Consider the following 20477-nt stretch of genomic DNA (forward strand, 5'->3'; position numbering starts at 1 on the left):
GCGCTAGAGGACGCGCGTCCGCCGATCAGTCGCGCGCGACCGCCTCTTCCGCGGAGGCGGCGCGGGCGCCGGCGGTGCGTTCGCCGACGGCCATGGTCACCGGCGCGGCCGGGTTGCTGACCAGGGCCAGGGTCTCGCGGATGTACTTGGCGTGAGTGACGATGCCGATCTCGAGGCGCTCGTTGTTCAGCTCGACCTGCTGGGTGAGCAGGCCGGCGATGAACTTGGCCTCGCCGTCGGCGCCCGCGCGCCGCCGCGAGTTGTCGCTCATGAACACCGGGCCGCCCGAGTTGCCCGGGAAGACCGAGAAGTCGAGCAGGAAGGTCGGGAAGATCTTGGCCGGGGCCACCGGGAAGGAGGCCACCCGGCCCGAGCGCAGGATCGGGAAGCCGGCCTGGTTGGCCGCCAGGCCGCGCGGGAAGCCCAGCGCCATCATCTCGTCGCCGGCGCCCACCTGGAACTTGGAGAAGGTGTCGTCAGCCGCCAGGTAGTCGGCCGGGATCGCCGCCTTGGCGAACTCGGGCGGGGCGGTGATGGAGATGGCGGCCACGTCGCGGCTGGGGTGGGCGGTCCACAGCGGCTGGCCCCGGGCGTCGCGGATCTTCAGCGACTGGGGCGAGTAGCTCCACGAGCCGTCGGCGTTGGCGATGCGGTAGCCGATGCGGGCGTTCCCGCTTGGCATCTTCTGGAAGACGTGGTTGGCGGTGACCAGCACGGTGCGCGGCTGGCCGTCGGGCGCGCGCTCCGAGATCAGGAACCCGGTGCCGACCGTGCGCGTGCCGTCGCCGAGCGGTTGCTCCAGCTGAACAGTCGCGTGGATCAGCTCGACAGAGAGATCCAAAGGCATGGGGGATCCCCGACTTGTAAACGTTGAACTCGATAGCCCCGTCGCGTCTTTGTGCGCGATCTCGATGCACGCTTAGTTAATGAGACAAGCCGGACGGCAACAAGACGAGAACGAACGGCAGCGTTGCGCCCTAGTGACGCGCGTCACGCTGCGGTGAAGCTTGAGCCGCCCTGCGCGGCGGCGCATCTAGCGCCCATGAGCCTCCCCTCCCCGCCGAAGGCCCGCAAGGCGCCGCACCGTATCGAGCAGCTGGGCCGCGTCCGCACGGACGACTACGCCTGGATGAAGGACGACAACTGGCAGCAGGTGCTGCGCGACCCGAAGGCGCTGCGCGCCGACGTGCGCGAGCACCTGGAGGCCGAGAACGCCTACACCAAGGCCATGCTGGCCGGCACCGAGGCGCTGCAGGCCGAGCTGTTCGCCGAGATGAAGGGCCGGATCAAGGAGGACGACAGCTCGGTCCCGGCGCCCGACGGCCCCTGGGAATACTACGCCCGCTACGAGCTGGGCGCGGAGCATCCGGTGCACGCCCGCCGGCCGCGGAGCGGCGGGCCGGAAGAGGTCCTGCTGGACGAGCAGGCCCAGGCCAAGGGCAAGGCCTACTACCAGGTGGGCGCCGCCAGCCACTCGCCGGACCACACGCTCTACGCCTGGGCCGTGGACGAGCAGGGCTCGGAATACTTCCAGATCCACGTGAAGGACCTGGCGACCGGCGAGACGCTCGGGACGCCCATCGAGAGCGCCTATGGCGACTTCGCCTTCTCGCCGGACAGCCAGTGGCTGTTCTGGATCTGGCGCGACGAGAACGCCCGGCCGTCCAAGGTCTTCCGACGCCCCGCCCGGCCCGGCAAGGATTGGGGCGGCGAGGACGTGCTGGTCTACGAAGAAGCCGACGAGGGCATGTTCCTGGGCGTCGGGACGGCGAGCGACGACAGCTTCATCCTGATCCACGTGGGAAACCAGGAGACCACCGAGATCCTGATGATCCCGGCCAGCGACCCCACCGCCCGCCCGGTGATCACCGAGCCGCGGCAGGTCGGCGTCAAGTACAGCCTGGACCACTGGACCGACCGCTGGGTGATCCGCACCAACGCTGACGGCGCGGTGGACTTCAAGCTCTGCGTCTCCGTGGCCGGCGTTCCCGCCAAGGCCACCTGGCGCGACTGGATCGCCCACCAGCCCGGGCGGTACATCACGGGCTTCGCGGCCTACGCGGGGCATCTGGTGCGGGCCGAGCGGGTGAACGCGCTGGACCGGCTGGTGGTGACCACGCGCGCCGGGGACGAGCACGAGGTGGCCTTCGACGAAGAAGCCTACGCCCTGAACCTGGAGGGCGGCCTTGAGTACGACACCACGCTGACCCGCTTCGTCTACCAGTCGCCGACCACGCCCAGGCAGTGGTTCGACTACGACATGGCCACGCGGGAGCGGACGCTGCGCAAGACCCAGGAGATCCCGTCCGGCCACGATGCGTCGAAGTACGTGGCCCGGCGGCTCTACGCCCCCGCGCCCGACGGGGAGCAGGTGCCGGTCACGGTCCTGATGCTGAAGGACACGCCGCTGGACGGCTCGGCGCCGGTGCTGCTTTACGGCTACGGCTCCTACGGCCACGCCATGGAGCCCAGCTTCTCGATCCGCAACCTGAGCCTGGTGGACCGGGGGTGGATCTGGGCTACGGCGCATATCCGCGGCGGCTCGGACAAGGGCTGGGGCTGGTTCCTGGACGGCCGGCGCGAGAAGAAGACCAACACCTTCACCGACTTCATCGCCTGCGCCGAGCACCTGATCGCCGAGGGCTACGGCGCGACGGGGAAGATCGCGGCCTACGGAGGCTCGGCCGGCGGGATGCTGATGGGCGCGGTGGCGAACCTGCGGCCCGACCTGTGGGGCGCGATCATCGCCGCGGTGCCCTTCGTCGACGTGCTGAACACCATGAGCGACACCAGCCTGCCGCTGACGCCGCCGGAGTGGCCCGAGTGGGGCAACCCGATCGAGGATGCAGAGGCCTACGACCGGATCGCGGGCTACAGCCCCTATGACCGGGTGGAGCCCAAGGCCTATCCGCCGATCCTGGCGACCGGCGGCCTCTCGGACCCGCGGGTGACCTACTGGGAGCCGGCCAAGTGGGTGGCGAAGCTGCGCGAGAACCAGACCGGCGCCGCCCCGATCCTGCTCAAGATCAACATGGAGGCGGGCCACGGCGGCGCCTCGGGCAGGTTCGACTTCCTGAAGGAGATCGCCCTGGACTACGCTTTCGCGATCTGGGCGATCGACGAGGGCTGGACGAAGGCATGATCATCCGCGCCGCCACCGAGGCCGACGCCGAAGCCCTGGCGGCGATCTACGATCATCACGTCCTGACCGGCTTCGGCACCTTCGAGCTGGAGCCGCCGGGCGTCGCCTGGATGGAGGCCAAGCGGCGCGATATCCAAGGCTATGGCCTGCCGTTCCTGGTAGCGGAACTGGGGAAGAGGGTGCTGGGCTATGCCTATGCGGGCCCGTTCCGCCCGCGCCCCGGCTACCGGTTCACCGTCGAGGACAGCGTCTACGTGGCGCCCGACGCGATCGGCCGCGGCGTCGGACGTGCAGCGCTGGCGGCGGTGCTCGACCACTGCACGGCCATGGGCCTGCGCCAGGTGGTGGCGGTGATCGGCGACAGCGGCAACACCGCCTCCATCGGCCTTCACCGGGCGCTCGGCTTCGCCGACGCGGGCGTGGTCCGCAACGTCGGCTTCAAGCACGGCCGCTGGGTGGACATCGTGATGATGCAGAAGCCGCTGAACGGCGGCGCCGACACCCTGCCCGACATCCCCGGCCTGGCGCTCGGCGGCGGCTGACGCCGCGGCGCCGGCCGGGACTCCCGCCGCCCGCCTGTGCGAGACTACGGCCGAGCCTATAGAGCCCGTCTATGGGTTGGTCATGGCAAAATCAATTTTGCTTATCACGACCGAGCGACTAAATCGGGCGAACCTCAATCGGGAGTGCACGATGTCTCTGATCAACACCACGGTGAAGCCGTTCACGGCGCAGGCTTACAAGGAAGGCAAGTTCCTCTCCGTCAGCGACGCCGACCTGAAGGGCAAGTGGTCGGTGGTCTTCTTCTATCCGGCGGACTTCACCTTCGTCTGCCCGACCGAGCTGGAAGACCTGGCCGACAACTACGCCGAGTTCCAGAAGCTGGGCGTCGAGATCTATTCGGTCTCCACCGACACGCACTTCTCGCACAAGGCCTGGGCCGACACCTCGCCGGCCATCGGCAAGATCAAGTACACCATGATCGGCGATCCCTCCGGCGTGGTGACCACCAACTTCGAAGTGATGCGCGAGGGCCAGGGCCTGGCCGATCGCGGCACCTTCCTGGTCGACCCGGACGGCGTGATCCAGTTCATGGAGATCACCGCCGAGGGCATCGGCCGCAACGCCGCCGAGCTGCTCCGCAAGGTCAAGGCCGCGCAGTACGTGCGCAACCACCCGGGCGAAGTCTGCCCGGCGAAGTGGGAAGAAGGCGAGAAGACCCTCGCCCCCTCGCTCGACCTCGTCGGCAAGATCTAAGCCTGCACGACCGGTTCCGGCGCCGCCCGACGCGGCGGCGCCGGCCACCCTGTAGCGTAATCCTCCCCCGGAGCCCCGCATGTTGGACGCCTCGCTCAAGGCCCAGTTGAAGGCCTACCTCGAGAACCTCCGCCAGCCGATCGAGCTGGCCGCGTCGCTGGACGACGGGCCCAAGTCCCGGGAGCTGATGGAGCTCCTGGAGGACATCGCCGCCCAATCCGACAAGGTGAGCGTGCGCCGCGCCGACGATGATGCGCGCCGGCCCTCGTTCGCCATCGTCCGCAAGGACGACCCTGCGGTCTCGGTCCGATTCGCCGGCCTGCCGCTGGGCCATGAATTCACCTCGCTCGTGCTGGCCCTGCTGCACGTGGGCGGCCACCCGCCCAAGGTGGAGGCCGACGTCGTCGAACACGTGAAGGCGCTGGACGGCGATTTCGTGTTCGAAACCTATTTCTCGCTCTCGTGCCAGAACTGCCCCGACGTGGTGCAGGCGCTGAACACCATGAGCACGCTGAACCCGCGCATCCGCCACGTGGCGATCGACGGGGCGCTGTTCCAGCAGGAGGTCGAGGACCGCAAGGTCATGGCCGTGCCGACGGTGCTGCTGAACGGCGAGCCCTTCGCCCAGGGCCGCATGGAGATCGGCCAGATCCTGGCCAAGCTGGACACCGGCGCGGCGGCCCGGGCGGCCGAGAAGATCAAGGCCAAGGACGCCTTCGACGTGCTGGTGGTGGGCGGCGGCCCGGCCGGCGCCGCGGCGGCCATCTACGCCGCGCGCAAGGGCATCCGCACGGGTCTGGCGGCCGAGCGCTTCGGCGGCCAGGTCCTGGACACCATGGCCATCGAGAACTTCATCTCGGTGCCGCACACCGAAGGGCCGAAGCTGGCCTCCGGCCTCGAGCAGCACGTCAAGGACTACGACGTCGACGTGATGAACCTGCAGCGGGCCGTCAAGCTGGTCCCGGCGTCGGCGCCCGGCGGGCTCGTGGAGGTGCAGCTGGAGAACGGCGCAAGCCTGAAGTCCCGGACCGTGATCCTGGCCACCGGCGCCCGCTGGCGGCAGATGGGTGTCCCGGGCGAGGACGAGTACCGCAACAAGGGCGTGGCCTACTGCCCGCACTGCGACGGCCCCTTGTTCAAGGGCAAGCGCGTGGCGGTGATCGGCGGCGGCAATTCCGGCGTCGAGGCGGCCATCGACCTGGCCGGCATCGTGGCGCACGTGACCCTGATCGAGTTCGACGGCCAGCTGCGCGCCGACGCGGTGCTGCAGCGCAAGCTCGCCAGCCTGCCCAACGTGCGGGTGATCACCTCGGCCTTGACCACCGAGGTTCACGGCGACGGCGAGAAGGTGAACGGCCTGACCTACAGGGACCGCAACTCCGACGAGACGCACCGCGTCGACCTGGAGGGCGTGTTCGTGCAGATCGGCCTGGTGCCCAACACCGAGTGGCTGAAGGGCGCGGTGGCCCTGACCCCGCGCGGCGAGATCGAGACCGACTACCGCGGCGCCACCAGCGTGCCCGGCGTGTTCGCCGCCGGCGACGCCACCACGACGCCGTACAAGCAGATTGTCATCGCCATGGGCGAGGGCTCGAAGGCGTCGCTGTCGGCCTTCGACTACCTGATCCGCCAGCCCAACCCGGCGGAGGGGACTGAGCCCGCCGACCTGGGGCAAGCCGCCGCCTGAGCCGGGCGGGCCTGGGGCCAGCGGCAGACGACGAAGCCGCCGCGGGGCGACCTGCGGCGGCTTTTCGTTGGACGGCCGCTCGCCGCCAGCGACAGCATCGCTCCGATGCTGCGCGCCCTTAAGGTCCACGGCAGATTGGAGCTCCGGCGTCTGGGCGGGTCAAGGACGCGCCCTGCGGGCGCGCCGCGCGGCGGCGAGCGCTGCGCGCTCGTCCTTGAGCCGCCCAGACGCCGGAGCAAACTGGCTACCGTGAACTTAAGGACCCTTCCCTCAAGGCCGGAGGGCGGAGGTGAACGCGGTCCTGATCGAAGCCTTGCCGGCTGAATCGCACCGATCGTCCTGAGCGAAACCTCAGCCGCGCGAGCCGGGCGCCTGCGGACTGGCCGCGGCGATACTGGCCAACCGCGTGCGCAGCCGCTCGCGCCACGCGGCGTCGGCCAAGGCGAGCGCCGACGGCACAGGGGCGGGTCTGGCGAGGGTCTGCATCCCGGAAGTCATAGGATGAGTCTGCGCCTGCTTCGCGTCTGGGGCGACTACGGGAAACTACCTAAAGAACCCAGAATGGGGTCAGGCCACGGTGCGCAGCTCGACCTCGGGCTCGGCCAGGGTGCGAACCAGCTCGACGATGCGGCGGCGGGTCCGGGCGTCGCGGATCAGCGGAAAGCTGCGCGCCAGCTCGAGGCCGTCGTTGCTGACCAGGAAGCCGGCGCTGGCCATGGGCGCCGTCTCGACGCCCTCTTCCGGCAGGCCCTCGTAGAACCAGCTGATCGGCGTCTTCAGCACGCGGGCGATCTCCCACAGCTTCGATGCGCTGATCCGGTTGGCGCCGCGCTCGTACTTCTGGACCTGCTGGAAGGTCAGGCCCAGCGCCTCCGCCAGCCTGTCCTGGCTCAGCCCCAGCGCCTTGCGGCGCAGGCGCACCCGCAGGCCGACGTGGCGGTCCACCGGGTGGGCCTCGGGATCCGAGAAGCCGGCCGCACCGCGCTGGGACGTGACGGCTTGGGGCGGGAGATTGACGACGGACATGGCGACCCCTTGGGCTCGGGATTGGCGAACCGGCGGCCGGCCCCAAGGCCAAGCCACCACGCCGCTGCTTCGCCCATGCGGCGAAGCTCCGCCATTACGTAAAACTACCTAGGCTGCCGCGATCGAGCGACCGGCCGCGCAAGCGTCCGCCTTGCGTGCGCAGGCGCCGGGCCCGCTCCGAGGAAGGAAGTGGAGGAAGTGGAGGAAGTGGCTGGGGAACTAGGACTCGAACCTAGAATGACGGTACCAAAAACCGCAGTGTTACCATTACACCATTCCCCAGCAGGAACGGCGCAGAGGGGTGTCCCCCTCGCGAGAGGCGGTGAGATAGCGCAGGACCTTGCGCGATGCAACGCCCCGTTGGCGATCGTTTTGCGAGCCGCTTGCGGGGCTCCGAACACTCCCCTATAAGGCCGGCCTCCAAGTCGGAGTGTGGCTCAGTCTGGTAGAGCACCGCGTTCGGGACGCGGGGGTCGCAGGTTCGAATCCTGCCACTCCGACCATCTTCTCCCGCGCCTGCGCGGCCCCCCCTCGTTCTCAAGCGTAAGTCGCGCCCCGCCAAAAGGTATGGCTCGCTGTGGTCCGCGGCGCGGGCGATTAGAGCGCGACGCGGCAGGGCCGATCGGCCGCCTATGTTCCCCGTTTGTTCTTGACTCCATCCGAGCGATGTGCAATTGTGACGTCCTCGGATCAGCGTGCCGCCACCCAAACCGGACAAGGCCTGCGCCAAGACCCGACAGAAGTCTGAATGCTGGAACCTGGGCGGCGTGGCCGCCCGGCGGTAGCCGCTTGCGCGGCGCTTCATCCCATGGAGATCGAGGATGGCAAGGATGCCTCGCGGCGAGCCGCGGAGCGTGCCGGACCCTGCCGGCGAACTGTACGACAGGGACATGGCGAAGATCAGAGCTCAACGGCAAGCGGAAGATCGCGGCTTCCGATCACCTCTGGAGATGGCGGAACAGGGCCTGAGGCGATTCCAGAACGGGCCTAGGATCCAGCGGCCGAGCCTAGCCCAATCGTTCATTCCCGTTGTGGGTCCGGCCTGGGAAGCGGCGGCCGACCTCCAGGATCGAAATTACGGCGGCGCAGCCTTCAACGCCGCGATGGCAGTCGGTGAGGCGCTGCCATCAGGGGCCCTCGTCAACGGAGTCCGAGCGGCATCGAAGGGGATCGGGGTGCTTAAAGACGGGTCTGTCACGGCGAACGCGGCCGCCAAGCAGATCCGGAAGGCTGGGCTCGCCGGCAAAGGTGAGGAAATCCACCACACCATCCCGCTAAAGGGTAAGAGCCGAACCGCGCAGGATCCCCGCAACCACTATGCCTTCCTGAAGACGTTGCCGAAGGAACAACATCGTCGGCTGACCGGCAGCTGGAACGGCAAGCCGAGGTACGATCCCGTGCGACGCGTCTGGTACGGGACAACGGACTGGCAGAAAGCCGTGCCAACGGCGATGGCGGGCTACGTTGCGGATGCGTGGGAGAATCTCGCCGGTGCGGAGCCGCGCCAGGCACGTTGAAACTCGGAACAGCGCTGCTGTCTTTCTTGAAGGCCCGCGCTCCGCTATGTTGCCGGTTCGTTCTTGGGCGGGGATGCCGATGAAGACGCAGGAGGCAGGCTTCCGGTTCCCGGTCTTGGGGTTCACCCCAGACCGGGAGAACTGGGGATTTCCGGATCTCGACCGACTGACAAAGTGCGGGCCGCGAACCCTGCGCGAGAACATGCAGCAGGGCATGGAGCTCATCGACGCCGACGGGCGGCGCTGGCGTGTTCTTTCCACTCGCCGAACCGGCAGAGCCGGGTCGCTGTTGTCCCTGCTACCGGGTTTCGGTCCCACCCAATCGCGCATCGAGCACGAGCTCGAACCCCTACCGAAGCTCACGCTCGCCGAGGTCCAGCAGCGAACCCTGGAGTCGCTGGAGACCTTCCGAAGCGATTACACGGGGTTCAGTGGAGACGAGGCTGAATTCGCCGCGTTGCTGGAGCGGGTCCGCAAGGCGCGCTCGGTCGCCGAAATCTGTGAGATCATCGGCGCAGACACCTTCGAGGGCTACTGAGCTCGGCTTGGCGACACTGCTGGGGAATGAACGATCGCCGCGCGGGGCATCGCGTCGGGAGCCTGATTCCGCGGCCCTTCCCGCAGGTCGGATTCCATGCCACAGGCGGTCGCGGCGGCCCCTCCCCGGCGGCGGCGGCGTCCCGAGGTTCAATCGCGGTCCATGAAGCAGTTCCTGATCACGGCGGCCGGCGTGTTCGCGGGCCTGATGATCTTCCTCATCGGCGTGCCCATCGTGCTGGTGGCCATGGCGGCCAGCGCCGCGGGCCCCGCCCCGGTGCCGTCGCGCACGGTGCTGGAGCTCGATCTGCGCGACCCGCTGACCGACCAGACCCCGCAGAACCCCTTCGCCGGTATCGGGCGGCGTTCCCAGTCGGTGATGTCGGTGATCGAGGGGCTGCGTCGGGCGGCCGAGGACGACCGGGTGAAGGGCGTGCTGGTGCGCCTGCCCGAGGGCGGGATCGCGCCCGCGGCCGCCGACGAGATCCGGCTGGCGCTGAAGCACTTCCGCGCCTCGGGCAAGCCGGTGATCGCCCACAGCCAGGGGCTCTACCCCTCGGGCGTGATCACCTCGACCTACATGCTGGGCGCGGCGGCCAGCGAGCTGTGGATGCAGCCCGGCGCCTCGTTCCAGGCAACGGGCGTGGCCAGCGAGGACATCTTCCTGAAGCGGCTGTTCGACCGCTACGGCGTGTCGCCCAACTTCGAGCAGCGGCAGGAGTACAAGAACGCGGTCAACGGCTTCCTCCATGAGGACTACACGCCCGCGCACCGCGAGGCGCAGCTGTCGTGGATGACCTCGGTGTACGAGAGCGGCATCGTGGCCGCGGCGGCCGACCGCAAGCAGGAGGCCGCCGCCCTGCGCCGGACGCTCGAGTCCGGGCCCTACCTGGCCGAGGACGCCCAGCGTCTGCGCCTGGTGGACCGGCTGGGCCAGGTGCGCGAGGCGCAGCAGGCGCTCCTGCAGCGCGCCGGCCAAGGCGCCGAGCTTGTGGACTTCGACGACTATGGCCATGGGCGGCGGGACCGGCGCGGCGCGGCCGACGCCATCGCCGTGATCGAGGGGGACGGCGCCATCGTCACCGGCCGAGCCGGCGGCGGCAATCCGTTCAGCGGCGGGGGCGCGATCTATTCGGACGATGTGGCCGAGGCCTTCCAGGCGGCGATCAAGGCCAAGGACGTCAAGGCGATCGTCTTCCGGGTGAACTCGCCCGGCGGCTCCGACACCGCCTCGGAGCAGATCCTCTCGCAGATCCGGGCGGCCAAGGCGGCCGGCAAGCCGGTGGTCGTGTCGATGGGCACCTATGCGGCGTCCGGCGGCTACTGGGTGGCCTCGGAGGCCTCGTCGATCGTCGCGCAGCCCTCCACCCTCACGGGTTCCATCGGGGTGTTCGGCGGCAAGTTCGCGGTGGGCGAGGCGCTGGCCCGCTATGGCGTGGACGTGCGCCAGCTGGAGGTCGGCAGCCCCTACGCCGGGGCCTTCGGCGTGGGCCGCGACTTCACCCCCGAGGAACGCGCCGCCTTCGCCGGCTGGATGGACCGAATATACGACAACTTCATCGCCCGCGTGGCCGCCGGCCGGAAGCTGCCCCCCGAGCGGGTGCGCGAGATCGCGCGCGGGCGCGTGTGGACCGGCGCCCAGGCCCGACAGCTGGGGCTGGTGGACGAGCTCGGCGGGTTCTACCAGGCGGTGGAGCGGGCCCGGCGTCTGGCGAAGATCGAGGGCGAACCGACGCTGAAGCGGGTCGGGCCCATGGCCTCGCCGTTCGAGGCGCTTGAGCGATTGCTGGGCGTCCAGGCGAGCTCGGTGCGGACGCTGGCGGCGGCGGCGTGGATCTTCGGCGATCCGCGCGCCGAGCGGGTGATGGACCAGATCGCCGCCCAGCGGCTGCGCGAGCAGGGCGCCATGGTCCTGGCGCCGACCCCGGGCTTCTAGCGCAGGCGGCGGGTCGGCGGCCGGGGGCGGAAGACCACCTGCTTACGGCCGAAGTCGAGGGTGACGTCGTCGAAGTGGCGCAGCACGTCCACGCCCACCAGCAGGGCCGGACGGTCGGCCAGCCGCCACAGGTCGAAGATGTGCAGGTCGGCGAAGACCCCCATCACCTGGTGGATGGCCAGGCCGCCGAGGCGAACCACGGGGAGCGGCGCGAACTCGCCGCGGGCCGTCTGGCCGGTGGCGCTGATCAGCGGCACAGGCGCCAGGCGAACGGCGAGCTCGGGGCGGGCGCGGACGGCCGCCTCGCGGAGCGCGCGGTTGCCGACGGTCACCTGCGATCCGGAGTCGATGAAGGCGCTGACCTTCACCCCGCCCACCTCGGCGTCGAGGATCACCAGCTGGCCGAAGCGGTGCTGGGCCGGCACGGTGACCGGGCCGGCGACGTCGCGGATCCGGGTGTCGGTGCGCTTGCCGATCTCCACGCCCTTGCCGGATGGGCTGATCTCGAAGCGGTTCTGGCCGAAGTCCATCCGGACCCGGCGGTTCTTGAACACGTCCACGCCCAGCAGGCCATCGGCGCCCAGCCGGGTGCGCGGCAGGACCGGCAGGTCCAGGCCGGCCGACATCACCGAGCCGACGCGCAGCCGCCCCACGCGGGCGAGGTCGGCGGGCTCGACGCCAGCGATGCCGTGCACCGCCGCCTGGCCGGCCGAGGGCAGGCTGCAGGCGCCGGCCAGCTCGCGTGAGACCACGGTCCGGTTGGCCCCGGTGTCGACCACGAAGGCGTACGGGCCCTTGCGGTCGATGTAGACCGGCACCGTCATGCGCCGCGCCTCGTCGAACGCGGTCTCCAGGAGGGTGGCGTCCGGCGGCCCGGGCGGCGGCTCGGCGTCGAGCAGGTTGATGGAGACGACGGGCGGCTCGGCCCGCGGCAGCGACGCGCAGGCCGCGAGCAATCCCGGGCCCACGGCCGCGGCGAGGCCGCGGCGGGTCCACGCGGGCGGCGCGGGCGGGCTCATTCGGGCGCGTAGCCGAAGCGTTCGACCCACGGGGCGAGAACGGGCAGGACAGAACCGAGCGGCTCGGCGTAACGCCGCCAGGCGCCGAGCCCCTCGGCCGACAGGCCGCCGGCCAGCTGGGCGCCCGTGGGGGTGGCGATGCCACGGTCGCGGGTGCGGTCCGAAAAGGCGCGCATGGCCGGGGTGAAGGTCAGGCCGATGGCGGCGCAGACCTGCGGCACGACGCTGTCGAAGTCCTCAACGAGGGATTCGTGGCGGACCACGTGCAGCCGCTCGCCGAGGCTGGGGGCGAAGCGCTCGGCGATGCGCATGGCGGCATCGTAGTAGCCGGCGGTCCCTGGCAGGGTGAGCAGCTGGTAGGCCGAGCCGCTCATCACGAAGCGGCGCCGCCAGGCGGCCAGCACCACGTCGCGCGGGTCGCGCCGGGCGAGCAGGATCACCGCGTCCGGGAACAGCCGGGCGATGAGCGGCAGGCGGAAGGTGTTCAGGGGATGCTTGTCCACGAACACCTTGCCCGCCGGCTGGGCGCCTTCGGCGGCGACGCGCGACCAATAGGCGGCGCGCAGGTCGTCCAGCTCGCCGTCCGAGGCGCTCGCCAGGCGGGCCACGCCGGTCGGCTCGGCCAGGAAGGCGCGGCTCGCGTCGGCGAGGGTCTCGCGCTCTTCCAGCGCCTCGACATCGGGATGGCTGGCCAGGACCTGCTCCAGGAGCGTGGTCCCGGAGCGCGGGAAGCCCAGCAGGAACACATGGCGCCGCGCCGCCGAGGCGGTGGGCGCCGGCGCAGGCCAGGTCTCGGGGCCGGCGGTCTCCAGCGTCTGCAGCATGGCGCGGGCGAACGTCAGCGCGTCGGCGCCGGCGAAGCGTGGGGCGTAGGCGCGCGCCAGGTCGCTGTTGCAGGCCTGGTAGGCGGCGAAGGCGTCGGCCACCAGGCCCTGGGCGTCGCGCACGTCGCCCAGCAGCCCCTTGGCCAGGGCGCGCTGGACGGCGGTGGCGCGGGGATCGGCGGCGAGCGTCTCCAGGCGAGCGGCGGCGCGCGCGTGCGCGCCCTCCGCCAGGTCGGCGGCGGCCAGGGCCATCACGGCGTCGGGATAGTCGGGGACGGCGGCCAGCACCCGCTCGGCCAGGGGGCGGGCCTCGGCATGGGCGCCCCGGCGGCTTGCGAGGTTGGCGAGGCCGGCGACGGCGCCGAGGTTGTCGGGCTGGAGCTCGAGCGCGCGGCGGTAGGCGGCCTCCGCCTCGATCAGCCGGCCGAGGGATTCCAGCGCCGCGCCGCGGGAGGCGTGCGCGCCGCCGAAGTCGGGTTGGTCCTCCAGGACCTTGTCGAACTGCTCGAGGGCCTCGGCGGGGCGCTCGAGCCGGTGCAGGCACAGGCCCAGGGCGTTGCGGGCGGCGAAGTCGGCGGGCGCGATCTCGACGGCGCGCTGGAGGACCTTCAGCGCTTCGCCGAACCGCTCCTCCTTCTCGAGCTTCAGGGCGGTGAGGTTGAGCACCAGGGGGTGCTCCATGCCGCGGCTGTGGGCGGCCTGAGCGAGTTCGGCGGCGCGGTCGAGGTCGCGGCCCTGCAGAGCCTGCTGGATGGCCGCGAGATCAGCGCGCTCGCGCTCGGCCTCGGCCATGGACGGGGCGACCCTGGGCATGGCCAGTCCGCCGACCTTCACCTGGACCTGGCCTACCTTCCAACCGCCGCTCAACGCCGCCACCCCGTGCAAAACCGGACCGCATCGTAGCAGCGCCAGCGCCGCGGTTCAGCCCGGCTTTCGCAGGGCCGAACAACAGGCGCGAAAAAGGGGCGGCGGATTGCTCCGCCGCCCCCAGATCGTTCTCTCTGGAAGAGACCGTCGACTAGAAGTCGGCGGTCAGGCCCAGGAAGATGTACCGGCCGAAGGTGTCGTACACTTGCGGCCAGGTGTTGCCGTTGCAGGGCCCGGTCGGGCAGTTCGACGAACCGTTCAGCGGCGGATCCTTGTCGAACACGTTGTTCACGCCGAGGCGGAAGTTGACCGTGTCCTTCATGGTCCAGGTGGCCGTCAGGTCGAAGTAGTCGCGCGAGGCGAGCTTGCGATCCGTCGCGGCCTGCAGGTCCGGGTTGTTGAGGCCCGGCTGGTCCGAATAGGCGTCCAGCGTGACGCTGTCGAAGTGGCGCCATTGCACCGAGAGGCCGACGCTGTTGATCCAGTCGCCGTAGGCGAACGGAGTGTTCCAGGTCACGCGGGCCTTGTGGCGCCATTCCGGGTTCGGGGAGGACAGGCCGCCCGAGACCGAGCAGATCGTGCCGTAGAGCCCGGTGCAGTCGAAGGCCTCGGAGTCCGGCAGCGACTGGATCTCGAGCTTGTCCAGCCAGGTGCCGACGAAGGACAGCGACAGGCCGCCCATGTCGGTCAGGCCGAACCGGTCGAGGTCGGTGCGGTAGCCGAGGTTGATGTCGACGCCGCTGGTGCGCAGCGAACCCGTGTTGAGGGTGGTGTCGACGATGTAGCCCTGCGGCGACAGGTAGAGCGAGCCCTGCGCGTCCCGGTTGACCAGGCCGCAGTAGAACGGATCCAGCGTGTCGATGCAGTTGTTGATGATCAGGTCGGCGCCGATGCCGCTGATGTAGTCCTTCACCTTGATGTCGAACCAGTCGACCGACAGGTTCAGGCCCGGCAGGTACGACGGCTGGTACACGAAGCCCAGCGAGTAGGTGTCGGACTTTTCCGGATCCAGGTTCGGGTTACCGCCCGTCAGGCCGTTGTACTGGTTGGCGGAGTTCTCTTCGATCGCCAGGACCTGGGCCGTGGTCAGGCCGAAGGCCTGGGCGCAGCGGGCCACCAGCGGATCGCCGGCGGTCAGGCCGGCGCAGGGGTCCTGCGTGCCGTCGAGGATCACGTTCTGCGGGCTGAACAGCTCGAGCACGTGCGGCGCACGCACCGCGCGCTGGTAGCTGGCGCGGATGCGCAGGTCTTCGATCGGCTCCCAGTCACCCGCGAACTTGTAGGTGTGGGTGGTGCCGATCGAGGAGTAGTCCGAGAAGCGGTAGGCGGTCTCGAACGTCAGCGAGCGGGCGAACGGCATGTCCTGCATCAGCGGGACGCGGGCTTCGGCGTACAGGTCGTAGACGTCGAAGCTGCCGTTGACCGGCGGCGAGGCGCCGCCGGCGCCGTTCAGCGAACCCGACGACGACACGAAGTCGGCGGCGAAGTCGAGGGTCTCGCGGCGGTATTCCGCACCGAAGGAGACGCCGACGCCGTCTTCCGCCCACGGGCTCTTCAGGCCGTAGTCGGTCAGGTTGCCGCCGAACGAGATGTTGGCGATGCGCTCGTACAGGTTACCCATCTGGGTGGACGGGGTTTCCAGGTAGTCGAGCGCTTCCTGCGTCACGCCGCCGAGCTGGAAGATGTTGTAGGGCACGCAGGCAGTGTCCGTACCGGCGACCACGGAGGCGCAGGTCGGCGTGCCGTTCACGTTGACGACGTTCAGGGCGTTCTGGATGGCGCCGGTCCGGAAGAAGCCGGTCTGCACCTGGGTGAACTTCACCCGGCCGTATTGCAGGTAGGCGTCGTAGTTCCAGTTGTCGTTCAGGTCGCCGCGGATGCCGACGACGTAGCGGTACTGGATGTGCTCGGTGTTGCCCTGACGGCCGCCGCCTTCGACGTTCCGGCGCGCGATGGTGCCGGTGAAGGTGCCCGCCGGGTTGGTGGCGCAGGTGCCGCCGCCCGAGGCCGCCGTGGCGGTCAGCAGGGCCGCCTGCTGGGCCGACAGGAACGGGTTGGCGCAGTTCACGGAGAACGAGCCGGCGAAGATGCCGCCCGGCGCGATCTGGTACGTGGACGAGTCGTCCATGAACATGACGTCGGCGTAGGCTTCAGCCCAGTCGGTCAGCTGGTAGTGCGAGAACGCGCCCAGGACATAGCGGTCGTCGGGACGCTGGTAGTAGTTCAGCGGGCCGAAGTTGTAGACGTCGCGGCTGGCGACGCGCGGGCGGAAGGTGTTGCCCGGGCCGGTGATGTCGACCACGAAGCTGCCGAAGCGGGCCGGGAAGGCCGTGCCCGAGCCGCCGCAGCCGGCGGCCGAGAAGGTGTCGCCCGAGTTGAGCGTGCACGACGAGAAGTCGCGGTTGCCCTGCAGGATCGGCTCGAAGTGGCGGTAGCCGGCGTAGGCGGTGATGTTGCCGCGGCCGTCCGGCGCGTTGACGCCGAGGATCAGGGTGACTTCCGAGCTTTCGCCGTCGATCACGTCCTCGTCGGGGAGGGCGAAGAACTCGGGGCTGGCGGCGTTGCCGGCCGCGGCGCGGATCACGTCCGCCACCGGGTTGTCGTTCTTGTGCTGGTAGAACCCGTACTGGGTGTCGATGCGCACACCCTCGAAGTTCTTCTGCATGATGAAGTTGACGACGCCGGCGACGGCGTCGGCGCCGTACACGGCCGAGGCGCCGCCGGTCAGCACGTCAACCCGCTCCACCATGGCGGTCGGGATGAAGTTCAGGTCGGGGGCCAGCGAACCGCCGGTGGTGTTGGGGGTGCCCGGCATCAGGCGGCGACCGTCGACCAGCACCATGGTGCGGGTGGCGCCCAGGCCACGGAGGTTGACGGTGGCGGTGCCGGTGGAGCCGTTGGAGAGGGCCGCGCCCTGGGCCGCGAAGGCTTGCGGCAGGCTGTTGACCATGTCTTCGACCCGGGTGACGCCCTGGGCCTTGATCTCGGCCGAGCCGATCGCGGTGACCGGGCTGACGCTCTCCAGGTTCGGAGACGGGATCCGGGTGCCGGTGACGACGATTTCGGAGACTTCACCCTCCTGAGCCGCCGCCTGGGTGGCGGAGAGGCCGAGCACGGCCGCACCGCAGATCATGGAAGACGCCAGCAGGCGCTCCCGCACGGTTCTGATTTTCAAGGTCTACATCCTCCAGCGGTCCGCCAGTAGCAGACCCGCTCCCCAACAAGGTTCGGTCCCGGAAACGAAGTCGCGTCCGGTTACGGCGGAGTTACGAGCGTATCCAACCGGGGGTCAACGAACATTACGGAGCTAAGAAGAGGTCGGCGCCGACCTGTCGCATTCTGGTCACAGATTGTCGCAGCTGCCCCAAAGCGGGCATTTTTCGACCTCTGAAAACCGGATGAGCGGGAACGGGCCGCACGACCCTTGCGCAGATCGCGGGGCGGCGGCAGCCGCCGCCCCGCGCCTCGCTTAGAATCGGACGCGCACGCCCGCGTAGTAGCGACGGCCGACGGCGTCGTAGACGTCGGGATAGGTGGTCCAGCCGGTCGTCTGGCCGGGCACCAGGCCCGAGGTCCCGCCGACGAACTGGTATTCGTCGAAGATGTTGTCGACGCCGAAGTAAACGTTGGCCGTCTTGGTCACGTCCCAGCGGACCTGGGCGTTGTGGAAGGTCTTCGCCTCCAGCGGGACGTTGTAATAGAAGTCGTTCACGTCCTTGGTGATGACCACGTCGCCGATGTACTGCGCCGTCCAGGCGAGCTGGACCGGGCCGCGCTGGTAGATCAGCCCCAGCGTCCACTCGTTGGTCGGCGAGCCCACTGTGCCGGCGTCGCGGATCAGGTCGGCAGGGTCGGCGCCCTCGTAGGGGGTGGTGGTGAGCTTCTCGAGGTTGCCGTACGCGACACTGGCCGTGAGCACGCCCTTTTCGCCGCCGTAGAGGCGATCGAGGAAACCGAGCTCGTCGAGGTTCTGACGGTAGCTGGCCTGGACGTCCCAGCCCCGCGTGTCGGTCTCGGCGAAGTTGTCGTAGACCTGATTCACGAAGTCGAGGGCGCCCACCTGCGGGCCCGAGCCGAAGCGGCCGAGGGCCGAGCAGAACGGGTTCGAGGCGTTGAAGCCGATCGGGCCGTAGCAGCCGGTCAGCAGGCGGTCCTCGCTGATCGTGGTGATCCGGTCCTTGATCTTGATGACGTAGTAGTCGACCGACAGGGAGAAGTTGTCGAGCAGGCCCATCCCCCTGGGGTTGAGCAGCACGCCCACGGTGAAGCTATCGCTCTCCTCGGGATCCAGGTTCGGGTTGCCGCCGTCGAAGCCGGTGACCCCCTGCTGCTCCGTCTGGGTCAGGGCGAAGCCGCCGTCCCGCGCCACGCGCGCCGCCACCGCCGGGTCGGCGAGGCAGGCCGTGGCCACCGCGCCGCCGACGGTCGAGGCGTTCACGCCGCTGGCCAGCACCGCGCCGGGGTCGGAGATGTTGGTGCGCGTGTTGAAGAACGCCGCCTGGCCGCCGGCCGTGCGGGTGACGCCGGCGCAGGGGTCGTTCACGCCCGGGAAGTCCTGCGACGCCGGCGAGAAGAGCTCGGAGATGTTCGGCGCGCGGGTGGCCTTGGCGTACTGCGACCGGAACTTCAGCCAGGAGACCGGCTGATACTCGAGCGAGGCGGCGTAGGAGTAGGTGTCGCCGACGGTCGAGTAGTTCGAGTAGCGGGCCGCCAGGTTCAGGTCGAGCGCCTGGACGAACGGCAGGTCGGCCAGCAGCGGCACGCGCAGCTCGCCGTAGGCCTCGGCCACGTCGAACTTGCCGCGGGTGGCGGGCGTGGCGTTGCCCGAGGTCTGGCCGAGCTGGGTCAGTAGGTCGGGGACGTCATGCGACCGTTCGCGACGGTACTCGGCGCCCGCCGCATAGCCGACAGGGCCGGCCGGCAGCTCGAACAGCTCGCCGCGAAGGAAGCCCGACACCACCAGCTGCTCGACGAAGGCGTCGCGCGAGGTGGGCACGCGCACGTAGTCAGCGGCCTGGGCCGAGATGGCGCCCTCCCCGAACGGGTTCAGGGGCACGCAGCCGGCGGCGCGGGCGGCCGGGTCGCGGCAGACGATCTGGCCGTTCAGCACCACGGCGTCGAGCGCCTGGCGGAACCGGGCCGCGTCCACGTCGCCCGACGACTGCTGGGAGTCCTCGGTGCGGCCATAGTTGATGCTGAGCTCGTAGGAGTGGCCCGCGCCGATGTCGCCGGTGAAGCCGGTGACCACCCGGAAGGTGTCGCGGTCGATGTCGTTGCCGCGGAAGCCGACCTCGTTCAGGCGGCGGCGGAAGCCGACCACCAGATTCTGGTCGGAGACGCCCGGCGCCGCGGCGCGAGCGGCGGCGCGCACCGATTCCGGCACGATCGCCGAGGTGATCGGAATGCCGTTGGCGCAGATCCCGTCGGCGCAGGAGGCGAAGTCGCCGTAGACCTGGTCGGACGCCAGCGGGGTGGGCTCGATCTGCGAGGTGAGCTTGGACTTCACATAGTTCAGCTCGGCGAAGAACTTGGCCGAGGGGTTGAACTCGTAGTTCAGGTAGCCGGCGAAGTTGGCCTGCTCCAGCGGCACCTGCAGCAGGCGCGCGGCCTGGCGGTTGTAGCCGTGGGTCGCGCCCGAGTAGGGGACGAGGCCGGTGGGGGTCACCACGCGCAGCAGGTTGGAGCCGCCCGCGCCGCGGGGGATCTCGAACACGCCGCCCGGGGTGTAGGACGAGAACAGGCCGGCCGTCTGGCTGTGGATCAGGTGGTAGTTGGCCGGATCGCCGTCGTAGTCGTCCACCGCGTCGGAGGCGAGGCCCTGGTCCGCCCGGTCCTTGGCCCAGATCGAGCCGATCTCCTGGTAGCCCAGCGACGCCAGGAACGAGCCCTTGCCGTCGTGGAATTCCTTGCCGCCGGTGATCGACAGCTTGATGCGCTCGTCGTCGCCGCGCTCGGAGAGGCCGTACTGGCCGCTGACGATCAGGCCGTCGATGTTGCGCTTGGTGATGATGTTCACCACGCCCGCGAGCGCGTCCGAGCCGTAGGTCGCCGACGCGCCGCCGGTGACCACGTCGATGCGGTCCACCAGCTCGGTCGGGATGGTGTTGAAGTCCACCACCTGGGTGCCGACGAGGCCCGCGACGAAGCGGCGGCCGTTGACCAGCACCAGGGTGCGGTCCTCGCCGAGGTTGCGCAGGTCGACGGTGGTGATGCCGTTGGCGGCGGTCTGGAAGCCCGAGTTGGTCGGCGTGATGGACGACACGCCCGCGGCCGGCAGCTGACGGATGATGTCGCCGGTGTTCACCGCGCCGGTGGCTTCGATGGTGCGCGTGTCGATCACGGAAACGGGCGTCGGCGCGTCAAGATTCGGGCGGGCGATCCGCGATCCCGTAACGACGATTTCCTCGACACCGACTTCCTGGGCAGCAACGGGAGCCGCTGCGGCAGCTGACATAACGCCGATCAACATCGACGAGGCCAGCAGATACTGCCTCCGAACTTTCATCTTGTACGCCTACGCTTGAACGGACCTGGGATCAGGTTCGGCGCGACGAAGGAGAACTGGCGGACTTCGCGTCAAATCCTGGAGCACCCGCCCGGCCTGCCGTAACAGCGTATGTCACATGGACGTCACACTTTCGGCCCTCGCCACCCGTGCGGCGCCT

General features: G+C 69.7%; 13 protein-coding genes and 2 tRNA genes. 8 read left to right on the top strand and 7 right to left on the bottom strand.

The features are described from left to right. Positions 1-25: 25 nt before the first annotated feature. On the bottom strand, positions 26-847 hold the full coding sequence (locus tag VIL67_RS12960) for a trypsin-like serine peptidase (protein WP_332049318.1): 822 nt from the start codon (positions 845-847) through the stop codon (positions 26-28). A 195-nt stretch (positions 848-1042) separates the two neighbouring features. On the opposite strand from VIL67_RS12960, the gene VIL67_RS12965 reads away from it, so the two are divergent. From VIL67_RS12965 to ahpF, 4 genes are all read left to right on the top strand, one after another. After that, positions 1043-3142: a S9 family peptidase gene (locus tag VIL67_RS12965; protein ID WP_332049319.1), complete on the top strand. Its 2100-nt coding sequence runs from the start codon at positions 1043-1045 to the stop codon at positions 3140-3142. Then, on the top strand, positions 3139-3684 hold the full coding sequence (locus VIL67_RS12970; protein ID WP_332049320.1) for a GNAT family N-acetyltransferase: 546 nt from the start codon (positions 3139-3141) through the stop codon (positions 3682-3684). Before VIL67_RS12965 ends, VIL67_RS12970 begins: the two co-directional genes overlap by 4 nt. A 151-nt stretch (positions 3685-3835) precedes the next feature. Then, positions 3836-4399: an alkyl hydroperoxide reductase subunit C gene (ahpC, locus tag VIL67_RS12975; RefSeq protein WP_332049321.1), complete on the top strand. Its 564-nt coding sequence runs from the start codon at positions 3836-3838 to the stop codon at positions 4397-4399. Between the two features lie 79 nt (positions 4400-4478). Next, positions 4479-6086: an alkyl hydroperoxide reductase subunit F gene (gene ahpF / locus VIL67_RS12980; RefSeq protein WP_332049322.1), complete on the top strand. Its 1608-nt coding sequence runs from the start codon at positions 4479-4481 to the stop codon at positions 6084-6086. 567 nt (positions 6087-6653) lie between these two features. Here the strand turns inward: ahpF and VIL67_RS12985 are convergent. Together VIL67_RS12985 and VIL67_RS12990 are read right to left on the bottom strand one after the other, a co-directional pair. Further along, entirely contained in the window at positions 6654-7112 is a 459-nt protein-coding gene (locus VIL67_RS12985; protein WP_332049323.1) for a helix-turn-helix domain-containing protein, read from the bottom strand. A gap of 208 nt (positions 7113-7320) precedes the next feature. Beyond that, positions 7321-7394 (bottom strand) — tRNA-Gln (locus VIL67_RS12990). A gap of 144 nt (positions 7395-7538) precedes the next feature. On the opposite strand from VIL67_RS12990, the gene VIL67_RS12995 reads away from it, so the two are divergent. The 4 genes from VIL67_RS12995 to sppA all read left to right on the top strand — a co-directional run bounded on the left by VIL67_RS12995 (position 7539) and on the right by sppA (position 11102). Next, positions 7539-7615: transfer RNA gene (locus tag VIL67_RS12995), tRNA-Pro, on the top strand. 387 nt (positions 7616-8002) lie between these two features. Further along, positions 8003-8629, top strand: a complete 627-nt coding sequence (locus VIL67_RS13000; RefSeq protein ID WP_332049324.1) for a hypothetical protein — start codon at positions 8003-8005, stop codon at positions 8627-8629. 79 nt (positions 8630-8708) lie between these two features. Continuing rightward, the gene (locus VIL67_RS13005) at positions 8709-9167 is read left to right on the top strand and encodes a hypothetical protein (protein WP_332049325.1); all 459 of its coding nucleotides are present in this window, start codon (positions 8709-8711) and stop codon (positions 9165-9167) included. Between the two features lie 162 nt (positions 9168-9329). Beyond that, positions 9330-11102, top strand: a complete 1773-nt coding sequence (sppA, locus tag VIL67_RS13010; RefSeq protein WP_332049326.1) for a signal peptide peptidase SppA — start codon at positions 9330-9332, stop codon at positions 11100-11102. On the opposite strand, the gene VIL67_RS13015 is transcribed toward sppA, so the two are convergent. The 4 genes from VIL67_RS13015 to VIL67_RS13030 all read right to left on the bottom strand — a co-directional run bounded on the left by VIL67_RS13015 (position 11099) and on the right by VIL67_RS13030 (position 20317). Continuing rightward, a complete protein-coding gene (locus VIL67_RS13015; RefSeq protein ID WP_332049327.1) occupies positions 11099-12121 on the bottom strand; it encodes an aspartyl protease family protein in 1023 nt (340 codons plus the stop codon). The genes sppA and VIL67_RS13015 overlap by 4 nt on opposite strands. Then, positions 12118-13812, bottom strand: a complete 1695-nt coding sequence (locus tag VIL67_RS13020) for a tetratricopeptide repeat-containing sulfotransferase family protein (RefSeq protein WP_332049328.1) — start codon at positions 13810-13812, stop codon at positions 12118-12120. Before VIL67_RS13020 ends, VIL67_RS13015 begins: the two co-directional genes overlap by 4 nt. A gap of 151 nt (positions 13813-13963) precedes the next feature. Next, complete coding sequence (locus tag VIL67_RS13025; RefSeq protein ID WP_332049329.1) at positions 13964-16987, bottom strand: TonB-dependent receptor plug domain-containing protein; 3024 nt, start codon at positions 16985-16987, stop codon at positions 13964-13966. 294 nt (positions 16988-17281) lie between these two features. Beyond that, positions 17282-20317 carry a TonB-dependent receptor domain-containing protein gene (locus VIL67_RS13030; RefSeq protein ID WP_332049330.1) on the bottom strand — a complete coding sequence of 1012 codons (3036 nt, stop codon included), beginning with the start codon at positions 20315-20317 and terminating at the stop codon, positions 17282-17284. Positions 20318-20477 lie beyond the last annotated feature (160 nt).

It is taken from the genome of Phenylobacterium sp. (genome assembly GCF_036563385.1).
Classification (GTDB): domain Bacteria; phylum Pseudomonadota; class Alphaproteobacteria; order Caulobacterales; family Caulobacteraceae; genus Phenylobacterium.